This is a genomic window from Pseudomonas sp. MF6751 (genome assembly GCF_016613265.1).
In the GTDB taxonomy this organism is placed as follows: Bacteria; Pseudomonadota; Gammaproteobacteria; order Pseudomonadales; family Pseudomonadaceae; genus Aquipseudomonas; species Aquipseudomonas fluorescens_BV.
Genome location: NZ_JAENSV010000056.1, coordinates 1 through 13312, shown reverse-complemented (window position 1 = coordinate 13312; position 13312 = coordinate 1). Strand labels below are relative to the sequence as shown.

The window sequence follows — 13312 nt, the reverse complement described above, 5'->3', positions numbered from 1 at the left end:
GTTCTCAGCTGTCGTCAGGTCGCATCCAGCAATAGCCGGCGCAAACGATGCCGCACACTCGCAAGGGGGATTTTTCATACGAGGGGTGTGGCATGGGTAGGCAGGGTTATAGCGCGGCGGAACGCCTGGAACGGTTGCCCATCAGCGGTTACCACCGAATTATTTTCATCATCATCGCCCTGGCGTTTTTCTTTGACTCCATGGACCTGGCGATGATGACCTTCCTGTTGGGCTCGATCAAAACCGAGTTTGGCCTGAGCACGGCCCAGGCCGGGTTGCTGGCCAGTTCGAGTTTTTTCGGCATGGTGGTGGGCGCTTCGCTGTCCGGGATGCTTGCTGATCGATTCGGTCGCAAACCGGTGTTTCAGTGGAGCATCGTCCTCTGGGGGTTGGCGAGCTACTTGTGTTCCACGGCCCAGACGGTGGAGACGCTGACGTTGTTTCGGATCCTGCTGGGCATTGGCATGGGCATGGAGTTTCCCATTGCCCAGTCGATGCTGTCGGAGCTGATCCCCGCCAAAAGACGTGGGCGCTATATCGCCTTGATGGATGGTTTCTGGCCGTTGGGCTTTGTGGCTGCGGGCGTACTGTCTTACTTCTTGTTGCCGGTGATTGGCTGGCGCGACATCTTCCTGGTGCTGGCGGTACCGGCGGTGTTCGTGCTGGCCATCCGCTTCTTTATCCCGGAGTCGCCGCGTTGGCTGGAACAGGCTGGGCGCCATGAGGCGGCGGACAAGGTCTTGCTTGGCATCGAGCAGAAGGTGCGCGATTCCCTGGGCCGCGCCGACTTGCCGGAGCCAGTTGCTTTGCCACGGGTAGATAGTACGCCGGGGACGTTTTTCTCCGCGTTCCAGCAGCTGTGGTCGGCGCAGTACCGCCAACGCACGATGATGATCTGGAGTGTGTGGTTCTTCGCCCTGCTTGGGTTCTACGGGCTGACGTCGTGGTTGAGTGCGTTGTTGCAGCAATCGGGTTTTGCCGTGACCCAGTCGGTGTATTACACGGTGATCATTTCCCTGGGCGGAATCCCAGGTTTTTTGATGGCCGCGTGGTTGGTGGAGCGCTGGGGACGCAAGCCTGTGTGCGTGGTGACCCTGCTGGGCGGCGGGGTGATGGCGTTTCTGTATGGGCAGAGCGCAGTGTTTGGCGGCAACGTGGGCCTGCTGATCACCTCGGGGTTGTTGATGCAGTTTTTCCTGTTTGGCATGTGGGCGGTGCTGTACACCTACACGCCGGAGTTGTATCCCACCTCGGCACGTGCAACCGGCTCGGGGTTTGCGTCGGCGATTGGGCGGGTTGGTTCGTTGCTGGGGCCGTTGGTGACCGGGTTGGTGTTCCCGATAACCGGGCAGGGCGGGGTATTTGCCTTGGGCGCGCTGTGCTTTGCGGTGGCGGCGATGGTGGTGTGGCTGTTCGGGATGGAGACCAAGGGCAAGACCCTGGAAGAACTCACCCAGGCTTGAAGCTGATGGGGCCATGTGGGAGCCGGGCTTGCCCGCGATAGCGGTAGGTCAGGCAATAAGAGGCTGGCTGATACACCGCTATCGCAGGCAAGCCAGCTCCCACAGGTTGAGTCCAAGTCTATTCAGTTACGGTTTCACGAGCCGCGCATCCAGGCTGTTCTGCGCCAGGCGTTTGGCCTGGTCCTGGGTCATGCCCAGGCTGGTGTATAGCGCATGGAAGTTTTCGGTGACGTAGCCGCCGAAGTACGCCGGGTCATCCGAGTTGACGGTGACCTTCACGCCACGCTCGAGCATGTCGAGGATGTTGTGCTGGGCCATGTCGTCGAACACGCAGAGCTTGGTGTTGGACAGCGGGCATACCGTCAGCGGGATCTGTTCGTCGATGATGCGCTGCATCAGGCGTTCATCTTCAATGGCTCGCACGCCGTGGTCGATGCGCTGGATTTTCAGCAGGTCGATGGCTTCCCAGATGTACTCGGGCGGGCCTTCTTCACCGGCGTGGGCCACGGTCAGGAAGCCTTCGTGACGGGCACGGTCGAACACGCGCTGGAACTTGCTCGGTGGGTGGCCCATTTCCGAGCTGTCCAGGCCCACGGCCACGAACGCGTCACGGAACGGCAGCGCCTGGTCGAGGGTTTTCTGCGCTTCGTCTTCGCTCAGGTGGCGCAGGAAGCTGAGGATCAAACCGCTGGTGATGCCCAGTTGCTGCTCGCCGTCTTTAAGCGCAGCGGCGATGCCGTTGAGCACCACTTCGAACGGCACGCCACGGTCGGTGTGGGTTTGCGGGTCGAAGAAGGGTTCGGTGTGGATCACGTTCTGGGCCTTGCAGCGCAGCAGGTAAGCCCAGGTCAGGTCGTAGAAGTCCTGGGACGTGCGCAGCACATCGGCGCCCTTGTAATACAGGTCGAGAAACTCTTGCAGGTTGTTGAAGGCGTAGGCCTTGCGCAGGGTTTCGACGTCGTTCCATGGCAGCGCAATCTTGTTGCGCTCGGCCAGGGCGAACAGCAACTCAGGCTCCAGCGAGCCTTCCAGGTGCAGGTGCAATTCAGCCTTGGGCAGGGCGTTGAGCCAATCGTACATTTTTAAAATCTCATCAGGTGCAATGGCGGCATTCTACAGGCCATGGCTGAAATAATCGGCAAAACCTGACCAGCAGGAGAGTATTTCTGTCACTCACGCAAGGGCGGCCTGAACTAAGGTGTAACGAAACGTTAGCGGCTCGGCGCAGTCTGTACCCCATCAATGACTGATTCGCTGTACGAAAAGGCCCCGAATGCTCACATCCCTCAAGCAAGAAAAGTTCATGCTGCTGGCGCTGATTGCCGCCATCGCCGCCTACCCGCTGGAACACTGGATGCTCCACAGCGGCCAACTGGTTGCGCTGCTGGCCGGCTTTGCGCTGATCGCGTTTATCGTGATGGCGTCGATGCGCGTGGCCCATCACGCCGAGCAGTTGGCGGAAAAAGTCGGCGACCCCTACGGCACCATGATACTGACCCTCGCCGCGGTATTGGTGGAAGTGGTGATCCTGGCGATCATGATGAGTAACGAGCCATCGCCCACCCTGGTGCGCGACACCATTTACTCAGCGGTGATGCTCGATATCAACGGTATCCTCGGCCTGGCCGCGCTGATGGGCGGCATCAAGCATGGCGAACAGTCCTACAACGATGACTCGGCGCGCACCTACAGTGTGATGATTCTTACCGCCATGGGGGTGTCGATGGTGGTACCGGAATTTATCCCCGAAGCGGACTGGAAAATTTACTCGGCCTTCACCATTGGCGCGATGGTGGTGCTTTACACCTTGTTCCTGCGCATGCAGGTGGGGCCGCACAGTTATTTCTTCAGCTACAGCTACCCGGAGAAACGCCGCAAGAAACAGCCGGAAGACGAGCACGCGCCGTCTGTCAGCCTGACGTTTTCCATTGCGACCCTGGTGTTTGGGGTGATCGTGATTGGCGCGCTGGCCGAGGTGATGTCCAAGACCCTCGACCTGGGCCTGGAAGGCACAGGCGCACCACCAGTGATTACCGCGATTGTGGTGGCGGCTATCTCGGCCGCTCCGGAAATCCTCACGGCATTGCGCGCCGCGTTGGCCAACCGCATGCAATCGGTGGTCAACATCGCGCTGGGGGCTTCGTTGTCCACGGTGATCCTGACGGTGCCGGTGATGGAAGCCATGGCGCTCTACACTGGGCAGCCGTTCCAGATGGCGATGACGCCCGTGCAAACGGTGATGGTGTTTATCACGCTGATCGTCAGCGCGATCAACCTCAACGATGGTGAAACCAATGCGATAGAAGGGATGACGCATTTTGTGTTGTTTGCGACCTTTATCATGCTGTCGCTGTTGGGGTTGTAACCGAGTTAAAAGGTGGCACATATCCAATGTGGGAGCTTGCTCCCACATTTTGATTGGTGCCTGGCTTAGATACCCGCGATCAACTGCCGCGCCGCCTGGCTGTGATCGGCGATCAAGCCCTTGAGGTCCAGGCCTTCGACTTGACCATCAATCACCCGCCATTGACCCGCGATCATCACTCGGTCTGCCCGGTCCGCGCCGCACAGCAGCAGTGCGGAAATGGGGTCATGGCTGCCGGAGAAGCGCAGCTCATCGAGCTTGAACAGTGCCAGGTCCGCCTGTTTGCCTACTGCCAACTCGCCAATATCCGTGCGCCCCAGCAACTGCGCCGAGCCCTTGGTGGCCCAGCCGAGCACACCTTCGGGGGTGATCTTTTCCGCGCCGTAGCGCAGGCGCTGGATGTACAGGGCCTGGCGGGCTTCAAGGATCATGTTCGAAGCGTCGTTGGAGGCCGAGCCGTCCACGCCCAAGCCGATCGGGGCGCCGGCGGCGAGCAGGTCCAGGGTGGGGCAGATGCCGGAGGCCAGGCGCATATTCGAGCTTGGGCAATGGCAGATGCCGGTGCCGGCTGCGCCCAGGCGCGCTATTTCGTCCGGGTTGAAGTGAATGCCGTGGGCCAGCCAGGTGCGCGGGCCGAGCCAGCCGACGCTGTCGAGGTAATCCACGGTACGCAGCCCGAAGCGTTGCAGGCAGAAATCTTCCTCATCGAGGGTTTCCGCCAAATGGGTGTGCAGGCGCACGTCCAGCTGGTTGGCCAGCTCGGCGCTGGCTTGCATGATTTCGGGGGTTACGGAAAACGGCGAGCATGGCGCCAGGGCGATCTGGATCTGCGCACCGTCACCGCGCTGGTGATATTCGCGGATCAGGCGCTGGCTGTCTTCGAGAATCACCTGGCCTTGCTGCACCGTTTGCTGCGGCGGCAGGCCGCCATCGGCTTCGCCCAGGCTCATGGAACCGCGGGTGAGCATGGCGCGCATCCCCAGTTCACGCACGCTGTCTACCTGCACATCAATGGCGTTTTCCAAGCCATCGGGGAACAGGTAGTGGTGATCGGCCGCCGTGGTGCAGCCCGAGAGCAGCAATTCGGCCAGGGCGACTTTGCTGGCCAAGGCGAGTTTTTCCGGGGTGAGCCGCGCCCATACCGGGTACAGGGTTTTCAGCCAGGGAAACAGCGGCTGGTTGACCACTGGGCCCCAGGCGCGGGTCAGGGTTTGATAGAAGTGGTGGTGAGTATTGATCAGCCCAGGCAGCACCACATGCTCGCGGGCATCGAACACCTGCGCGCAGGGTTGTGCAGGCGCTTGCCCTTGGGCCAGCACTTCGGTGATCACACCGTCTTGCAGCACCAGGCCGCCACGGGCATCGAGGCCATTGGCAGTGAAAATTGCGAGGGGTTTTTTTAACCAGATACGGGTCGCAGGCATTGGCCGGCTCCTCTGAATGATGGGTTCAGGTTTGCCAGCTCAGTGTTGCCCTGTCTGCTGATCCAGGGTCGCCGGGGAGGGCGAGGTGGGCAGTTTACCTCTGTGGGAGCGAGCTTGCTCGCGAAAATCGTCAATGATGACGCGGGCAGTCTGGTTTAACGCAGTGCTTGGGCGTTCTTCGCGAGCAAGCTCGCTCCTACAGTTGGGGGGTTACCAGGTGATGGTGTCGCCCTTGTAGTCGACGAAGTGATGGCCGCCTTTGCCGGTGTAGGCATTTACCTGGTCCACCAGGCCGCGCACGCTGGTCTCGACGTCGATGTGGGCATTTTCGCCGCCCATGTCGGTCTTCACCCAACCTGGATGCAGCGACAGCACCGTCGGCTTGGGCTCGCCCAGTTGCGTGATAAAGCTATTGGTCATCGAATTGAGGGCGGCCTTGCTGGCCTTGTACAGCGCCAGGTCCGAGCCGTCGGGAATGGTCACGCTGCCCAGTACCGAACTCATGAAGGCCAGCACGCCGGTGTCTTTGCGGATCTGCCCGACAAAGCGCTGGGCCAGGTTGATTGGCGCCACGGCGTTGGTGAAGAACAACTGGCCGACTTCCGCCAGGGTCGCGTGGCCGGGCTCCTGGTTGGCCGGGCCCTTGACGCCGGCGTTGACGAACAGCAGGTCGAAGGTGCGGTCTTTCAGGCGTTGGGCCAGGGCGATCACGGCTTGCTGGTCGTCCATATCCAACTTCTCGATCTGCACCGGCCCCACGGCTTTCAGGGCATCGGCCTTGTTCGGATCGCGCACGGTGGCGGTCACGTCCCAGCCGTCCTGGAGCAGTTGCTTGACCAGGCCAAGGCCCAGCCCGCGCGAGGCGCCGATGATCAGTGCGGTTTTTGGCGTAGACATGAAAGGCTTCCTTTGAAATCGCGGTTCAGGGAGTTCAGCGCATAACAGTAGCAGTTTCAGCGTTCGAGCAGGATGCGCCCACGGCTCAGGTCGGCGAGCTGGGTTTGCAGGGTGTCGATGTGCGCCTCCCCCAGGGCGAGTTGCAGCTCTACGCCGTTGGCGGTGAAGGTTTCTTCCACCACAATCCCGCCGAGTTCAGCGACGCGCAGCTTCACCAGGTTCAGCTCGGAGAAGCCACAGGCGCAGCTCAGAGGTACGCGGCTGATCAGCTCGATGCGCTCGGCATTTTGCAGGCATTTATTGGCCCCGCCGCCATAGGCGCGGGCCAAGCCACCAGTGCCCAGTTGAATGCCGCCGTACCAGCGGATCACCAAGACGGCCACCTGATCAAAGCCTTGGGCCTCGATGGCCGCGAGTATCGGGCGCCCGGCGGTGCCACCGGGTTCGCCGTCATCGCTGCTGCGGTATTGATCGCCCAGCTTCCAGGCCCAGCAGTTGTGCGTGGCGTTCAGGTCGCTGTGTCGCTCGAAAAACGCTTGGGCGTCCTGCGGGCTGGTAATCGGCGCTGCCAAGGTGATAAAGCGGCTTTTGCGTATTTCTTCACGAAACTCGCAAAAACCGGTGAGCGTAAAAGACATAAATCGCTTCGTTTATAGGGCTGGCTTGATGCCGCAGCCTTTGAGAATGATATGGATCAGATTGGTGCCGGCATCTTCCATGTCCTGCTTGGTCAGCTTGGTGCGACCGGTGACGCGGCAGATCTGGGTGGCGAAGTCAGCGTAGTGCTGGGTGCTGCCCCACAGCAGGAAGATCAGATGCACGGGGTCGACGGGGTCCATTTTGCCGGCGTCGATCCACGCCTGGAACACCGCTGCACGGCCACTGAACCAGGCCCGATAGTCCTGGCCGAAATATTCAGTGAGGCATTCGCCACCGCTGATGATCTCCATGGCGAAGATCCGTGAGGCTTGGGGTTGGCGGCGCGAGAATTCCATTTTGGTGCGGATGTAGCGAGCGAGCGCCACGGCCGGGTCATCCTCGGCCGTCAGCGCGTTGAAGGTGCTGTCCCAGAGTTCGAGGATGTTGCTCAGCACTGCGATGTACAGGCCCAGCTTGTTGGTGAAGTAGTAGTGCAAGTTGGCCTTGGGCAGCCCGGCGCTGGCAGCGATGGTGTTCATGCTGGTGCCTTTGTAGCCATGGCGCGCGAATTCATCTTCAGCAGCCTGGAGAATCGCTTGTTCATTCTTTTGCCGAATGCGGCTGGCGGGTTTGCCGCCGTGGTTGCTGTGGGCAGGAACTTCGAGGCTCATGGAGGTTTCCGTGCTGATCGATAGAGACGACGTGTGCACAGATAACCCACCCTCAAGCCTCAGACAAGTCCTGATGCAATAAAACCGTCAAAGCGGTTCCAGGCTGTCGCGTTCCGGGGTGTGGTTTGCGGCGGTGGTACTTGCCTTGGCCTCCGGCAGTAACAGGCACAGGAGGATGGCGGTGATACCGCCGCTGGTGATGGCGGAGTCGAACAGGTTCTGCACCAGTGTCGGCATCAGGTGCAGCAGGTTGGGTTGCGCGGCGATACCCAGGCCAACACCGAACGAGGTGGCGATAATCAGCATGCTGCGTCGATCCAGCGGTGCCTGGGCCAGAATGCGCACGCCGGCCGCGGCCACACTGCCGAACATCACCAGAGTCGCGCCGCCCAGCACCGGCTTGGGGATTTGCTGCAGCACGGCGCCAATCAGCGGAAACAGGCCCAGACAGAACAGCAACACGCCGATGTATAAACCGACGTAGCGGCTGGCCACGCCGGTGAGCTGGATCACACCATTGTTCTGCGCAAACGTGGTGTTGGGGAAAGCGCTGAAAGTGGCGGCGATCATGCAGCTCACCCCATCGCCGAGGACGCCGCCCTTGAGCCGGCTTATATAAGAAGCGCCGCTGATAGGCTGGCGGGCGATCATGCAATTGGCGGTGAGGTCGCCGACGGTTTCGATGCTGCTGATCAGATAAATCAGCGCAATCGGCAGGAAGGCGCTCCAGTCGAAGTTGAAACCAAAGCGGAATGGTGTAGGCAGGCTGACCAATGGCAGGTCAGGCAAAGCCTGGGGAATCAGTTTACCGCTGAACCACGCCGCGAGGCTGCCCAGGGCCAGGCCGATGATGATGGCCGACAGGCGTACCCAGGGAGTGTTCGAGCGGTTGAGCAGGATGATCGTCAAAACCACGAACAGGCCCAGCGCCAGGTTGGCGGGGGCGCCGAAGTCCGGTGCATTGAAACCGCCGCCGAGGTCGGTGATACCCACTTTGATCAGGCTGATGCCGATCAGCGTAATCACAATGCCGGTCACCAGCGGTGTGATCACGCGGCGCAGCTGGCCGATAAAGCGGCTCAATACAATCTGTACCGCCGCGCCAAAGAAGCACACGCCGAAAATCATCGCCAGAATGTCTTCCGGGCTGCCGCCGCGTTGTTTCACCAGAAAGCCTGCAGACAACACCGCGCCGAGAAACGCAAAGCTGGTGCCTTGCAGGCAGATCATGCCGGCACCGATACCAAACGGCCTGCGTGCCTGGATGAAGGTGCCTACGCCGGAAACCATCAACGCCATGCTGATCAGGTAGGGCAAGTGGGCGGTGAGGCCGAGGGTGGAGCCAATAATCAGAGGCGGCGTGATGATGCCGACGAACGCCGCCAATACATGTTGCAGCGCCGCGAGGAGAGCCGGCAGTGGTTTCGGCCGGTCGTTGAGGCCGTAGATGAGGTCGCTGGGGCTGGAGGATTCTGGGGGCATGGCGGGTCAACTCAAGGCGGATGGTTCAAGGTCCTTGAGTCCTTGCAAAAAGCTGTCCATGTGCTCAGCTTTTTGTGCGAGGCCCGAATCAGCGGGTGGCGGCCAGGCTTTCAAGGAAGCTTTCCAGCACCAAATGAGGGCGACGGCCCTTGCGCGTGACCGATGCCAGGCTCAAATCGTAAAAACGTGTAGCCGGTTTCAGCGCACGCAGTCGGCCTTGTTGTACCCACAGGCTGGCGTAGTGATCGGGCAGGTAGCCGATATAACGCCCGGTGAGAATCAGGAACGCCATGCCTTCACGGTCTGACGCACTGGCGGTGCAGTTGAGCGCCTGGTAATGGGCCTGGATTTCCGCAGGTAAGCGGAAGGTGGGGGCGATGGCGTCCTGGCTGTCGACGCGCTCATCGTCGAGTTGCTTGTTGTCGGCGTAAAACAGCGGGTGGCCGACCGCGCAATAGAGCAAGGAACGTTCGCTGTACAACGGCTGGTATTCCAGGCCCGACAGTGCGCTGGCCTGGGGCACCACACCGACGTGCAGACGACCGTCGAGTACGCCTTGCTCCACTTCATTGGGGGCGATCATGCGGATCTGGATCTGCACGTCCGGGCCGCGTTCTTTCAACTGCGCCAATGCGTGGGTGATGCGCATATGGGGCAGGGTGACAAGGTTATCGGTGAGGCCAATGATCAACTCGCCGCGCAAATGTTGGTGCAGGCCGTTGACCTCGGTGCGAAAACTTTCCAGGGCACTCAGCAGTTGCAGGGCAGATTGATAGACCTCGCGGCCTTCTTCCGTCAGGGAAAAACCGGCGCGACCGCGTTGGCAGAGTCGTAGCCCGAGTCGTTGCTCAAGGTCGCTCATCTGCTGGCTGATGGCCGAGCGCCCGATGCCGAGGACGGTTTCCGCTGCCGAGAAGCCGCCGCACTCCACCACGCTGCGAAAGATGCGCAGCAGGCGAATATCGAAGTCACTGACTTGGGCCAAAGGGTCGGGACGACGGCTGCTCATAGTTTAGTGAAGTCCTGACTGAAGGTTAGAAGAGTTGGATTTCACCGACTTTATCCCCGTGGCAATTTAGCTGCAACAACGCTTTTTCAATCCCGACGCTGCCTTTTGCCCTGCGAGGTTTTGCTGATGAACATGCCCGAAAACGCCCCATCGTCCCTGGCCAGCCAATTGAAGCTGGATGCGCACTGGATGCCTTACACCGCCAACCGCAACTTCCAGCGCGATCCCCGCCTGATCGTGGCCGCCGAAGGTAGCTGGTTGACCGATGACAAGGGGCGCAAGGTCTATGATTCGTTGTCGGGCCTTTGGACCTGTGGCGCCGGGCATACGCGCAAGGAAATCCAGGAAGCGGTCGCCAAGCAATTGGGCACCTTGGACTACTCTCCAGGTTTCCAGTACGGTCATCCGTTGTCCTTCCAGTTGGCGGAAAAGATCACCGACCTGACCCCAGGCAACCTGAATCATGTGTTCTTCACCGATTCGGGCTCTGAATGTGCCGATACGGCGGTGAAGATGGTGCGGGCCTACTGGCGCCTGAAAGGCCAGGCCACGAAGACCAAGATGATTGGTCGCGCCCGTGGTTACCACGGCGTGAACATTGCCGGTACCAGCCTGGGCGGTGTGAACGGTAACCGTAAGCTGTTTGGCCAGGCGATGATGGATGTTGACCATCTGCCTCACACCTTGCTGGCCAGCAACGCCTTCTCCCGGGGCATGCCGGAGCAGGGCGGTATTGCCTTGGCCGATGAGTTGCTCAAGCTGATCGAGCTGCATGACGCGTCGAACATCGCAGCCGTATTTGTCGAGCCTATGGCCGGTTCCGCTGGGGTATTGGTGCCACCGCAGGGGTATCTCAAGCGTCTGCGCGAAATTTGCGACCAGCACAATATCCTGTTGGTGTTCGACGAAGTGATCACGGGCTTTGGCCGCACCGGCTCGATGTTCGGTGCCGACAGCTTCGGCGTGACCCCGGACCTGATGTGCATTGCCAAGCAAGTTACCAACGGCGCGATCCCGATGGGCGCGGTGATTGCCAGCAGCGAGATCTACCAGACCTTCATGAACCAGGCGACGCCGGAATACGCAGTGGAGTTCCCCCACGGTTACACCTACTCGGCGCACCCGGTGGCTTGCGCGGCGGGCTTGGCGGCATTGGACCTGTTGCAGAAAGAAAACCTGGTGCAGAGCGTAGCCGAAGTCGCGCCGCACTTTGAGAATGCGCTGCACGGTTTGAAGGGCAGCAAGAATGTGATCGATATTCGCAACTACGGCCTGGCCGGTGCGATTCAGATTGCCCCGCGTGATGGAGATGCCATCGTGCGTCCATTCGAGGCCGGCATGGCGTTGTGGAAGGCCGGTTTCTATGTGCGTTTTGGCGGCGACACCCTGCAGTTCGGGCCAACCTTCAACAGCAAGCCGCAGGACCTGGACCGTCTGTTTGACGCGGTCGGCGAAGTGCTGAACAAGATCGACTGATTTCTCCTTCTATATAGAACAATTTTTCAGGAGCCCTGCATGAGCCTTATCCAGCATTTGATCAACGGTGAACTGGTCAACGACAGCGGTCGTAGTGCCGACGTCTATAACCCGTCTACCGGGCAGGTGATTCACCAGGTGCCTTTGGCCAGCCGTGAAACCATTCAACAGGCGATTGACTCAGCCAAGGCGGCGTTTCCGGCTTGGCGCAATACGCCGCCGGCCAAGCGTGCCCAAGTGATGTTTCGTTTCAAGCAACTGCTGGAGCAGAACGAAGCACGGATCTCGCAGTTGATCAGCGAAGAACATGGCAAGACCCTGGAAGACGCCGCGGGTGAACTCAAGCGTGGGATCGAGAACGTGGAGTACGCGTGCTCGGCGCCGGAGATTCTCAAGGGTGAATACAGCCGCAACGTAGGGCCGAACATTGATGCGTGGTCGGACTTCCAGCCGTTGGGCGTGGTGGCGGGTATCACCCCGTTCAACTTCCCGGCGATGGTGCCGTTGTGGATGTACCCGCTTGCGATTGTCTGCGGTAACTGTTTCATCCTTAAACCTTCAGAGCGCGACCCGAGTTCGACGCTGTTGATCGCGCAGCTGTTGCAGGAAGCCGGACTGCCCAAAGGCGTGCTCAGCGTGGTGCATGGCGACAAGGGCGCGGTGGACGCACTGATCGAAGCGCCGGAAGTCAAAGCCTTGAGCTTTGTAGGCTCTACGCCGATTGCCGAGTACATCTATTCCGAAGCGACCAAACGTGGCAAGCGCGTGCAGGCGCTGGGTGGGGCGAAGAATCACGCGGTGCTGATGCCGGATGCAGACCTGGATAACGCTGTGAGTGCCCTGATGGGCGCGGCTTATGGTTCCTGCGGTGAGCGTTGCATGGCGATCTCAGTGGCTGTGTGCGTGGGCGATCAGGTAGCGGATGCATTGATCGCCAAGCTGGTGCCGCAGGTCAAGGCGTTGAAGATTGGTGCGGGCACTTCTTGCGGGCTGGATATGGGCCCGTTGGTGACGGGGCAGGCGCGAGATAAAGTCAGTGGCTATATAGAAGACGGTGTGTCGGCGGGGGCTGAGCTGGTCGTTGATGGCCGTGGCTTGAGTGTTGCCGGGCATGAGCAAGGTTTTTTCCTCGGTGGCAGCTTGTTTGACCGCGTCACCCCTGAGATGCGTATCTATAAAGAAGAGATCTTTGGGCCGGTGCTGTGCGTAGTGCGGGTGGATAGCCTGGAAGCGGCGATGCAACTGATCAACGATCATGAATACGGCAACGGTACTTGCATCTTCACCCGTGACGGTGAAGCGGCGCGTCTGTTCTGTGATGAGATTGAAGTCGGCATGGTGGGGGTTAACGTGCCGCTGCCAGTGCCGGTTGCGTATCACAGCTTTGGTGGCTGGAAGCGCTCGCTGTTTGGCGACTTGCATGCCTATGGGCCGGATGGGGTGCGTTTCTATACCCGCCGCAAGGCGATCACCCAGCGTTGGCCGCAACGGGCCAGCCATGAAGCGTCGCAATTCGCCTTCCCTAGCCTGTAAGGCTCGGTAGGTAAAAGGCCGGCCCCTTGGGGCCGGCCTTTGCGTGATTGGGGCTTTTTGACTTATATGACAGAAATGTGAAAAAGAAGGTTGACGGCAGATTCTGGAAGCCTATAATTCGCCCCACTTCCGGCGCAGTCGAAACGGAAAACTCCTTGATAAACAATGGGTTATGCAGTTTTCGGCAGCAAGTTGCTTCAGTTCATCGAAGCCAAAAGGAAGTTGGAAAAGAGGTGTTGACAGCAGCGTGTAACGCTGTAGAATTCGCCTCCCGCTTACGAGAGATCGCAAGCGCAAGTGGTTGAAGTTGTTGAAGAAATCTTCGAAAACTTCTGAAAATAACCACTTGACAG

The 13312-nt window shown here is 60.0% G+C and carries 12 protein-coding genes; 4 read left to right on the top strand and 8 right to left on the bottom strand.

What is annotated here, in order from left to right; genetic code table 11:
- Window positions 1-92: 92 nt before the first annotated feature.
- The gene (locus JJD66_RS25465) at window positions 93-1463 is read left to right on the top strand and encodes an MFS transporter (RefSeq protein WP_200649308.1); all 1371 of its coding nucleotides are present in this window, start codon (window positions 93-95) and stop codon (window positions 1461-1463) included.
- 126 nt (window positions 1464-1589) lie between these two features.
- On the opposite strand, the gene JJD66_RS25460 is transcribed toward JJD66_RS25465, so the two are convergent.
- The gene (locus JJD66_RS25460) at window positions 1590-2543 is read right to left on the bottom strand and encodes an adenosine deaminase (RefSeq protein ID WP_003171521.1); all 954 of its coding nucleotides are present in this window, start codon (window positions 2541-2543) and stop codon (window positions 1590-1592) included.
- A 193-nt stretch (window positions 2544-2736) separates the two neighbouring features.
- Here JJD66_RS25460 and JJD66_RS25455 point away from each other — a divergent pair, with 193 nt between their 5' ends.
- Window positions 2737-3828 carry a calcium:proton antiporter gene (locus JJD66_RS25455; protein ID WP_003188263.1) on the top strand — a complete coding sequence of 364 codons (1092 nt, stop codon included), beginning with the start codon at window positions 2737-2739 and terminating at the stop codon, window positions 3826-3828.
- A 65-nt stretch (window positions 3829-3893) separates the two neighbouring features.
- Here the strand turns inward: JJD66_RS25455 and JJD66_RS25450 are convergent, their stop codons facing one another.
- From JJD66_RS25450 to JJD66_RS25425, 6 genes are all read right to left on the bottom strand, one after another.
- Window positions 3894-5252: an 8-oxoguanine deaminase gene (locus tag JJD66_RS25450; RefSeq protein ID WP_200649307.1), complete on the bottom strand. Its 1359-nt coding sequence runs from the start codon at window positions 5250-5252 to the stop codon at window positions 3894-3896.
- 210 nt (window positions 5253-5462) lie between these two features.
- Entirely contained in the window at window positions 5463-6149 is a 687-nt protein-coding gene (locus tag JJD66_RS25445) for an SDR family oxidoreductase (protein WP_047712496.1), read from the bottom strand.
- 56 nt (window positions 6150-6205) lie between these two features.
- Window positions 6206-6787 carry an IMPACT family protein gene (locus tag JJD66_RS25440; protein ID WP_054896423.1) on the bottom strand — a complete coding sequence of 194 codons (582 nt, stop codon included), beginning with the start codon at window positions 6785-6787 and terminating at the stop codon, window positions 6206-6208.
- A 12-nt stretch (window positions 6788-6799) separates the two neighbouring features.
- Complete coding sequence (locus JJD66_RS25435) at window positions 6800-7459, bottom strand: TetR/AcrR family transcriptional regulator (protein ID WP_034125910.1); 660 nt, start codon at window positions 7457-7459, stop codon at window positions 6800-6802.
- Window positions 7460-7546: 87 nt separating this feature from the next.
- Complete coding sequence (locus tag JJD66_RS25430; RefSeq protein ID WP_105225633.1) at window positions 7547-8941, bottom strand: uracil-xanthine permease family protein; 1395 nt, start codon at window positions 8939-8941, stop codon at window positions 7547-7549.
- An 88-nt stretch (window positions 8942-9029) separates the two neighbouring features.
- Complete coding sequence (locus JJD66_RS25425) at window positions 9030-9950, bottom strand: LysR family transcriptional regulator (RefSeq protein WP_034125912.1); 921 nt, start codon at window positions 9948-9950, stop codon at window positions 9030-9032.
- 126 nt (window positions 9951-10076) lie between these two features.
- Here JJD66_RS25425 and JJD66_RS25420 point away from each other — a divergent pair, with 126 nt between their 5' ends.
- Together JJD66_RS25420 and JJD66_RS25415 are read left to right on the top strand one after the other, a co-directional pair.
- Window positions 10077-11426 (top strand): aspartate aminotransferase family protein, encoded by a 1350-nt coding sequence (locus tag JJD66_RS25420; RefSeq protein WP_003188272.1) that lies wholly within the window; start codon window positions 10077-10079, stop codon window positions 11424-11426.
- 39 nt (window positions 11427-11465) lie between these two features.
- Window positions 11466-12959 (top strand): CoA-acylating methylmalonate-semialdehyde dehydrogenase, encoded by a 1494-nt coding sequence (locus tag JJD66_RS25415; protein WP_014716778.1) that lies wholly within the window; start codon window positions 11466-11468, stop codon window positions 12957-12959.
- A gap of 111 nt (window positions 12960-13070) precedes the next feature.
- Here JJD66_RS25415 and JJD66_RS28190 read toward each other — a convergent pair.
- Window positions 13071-13312 (bottom strand): hypothetical protein (locus JJD66_RS28190; protein ID WP_234452337.1); only part of this gene is annotated, 242 nt, incomplete at its 5' end.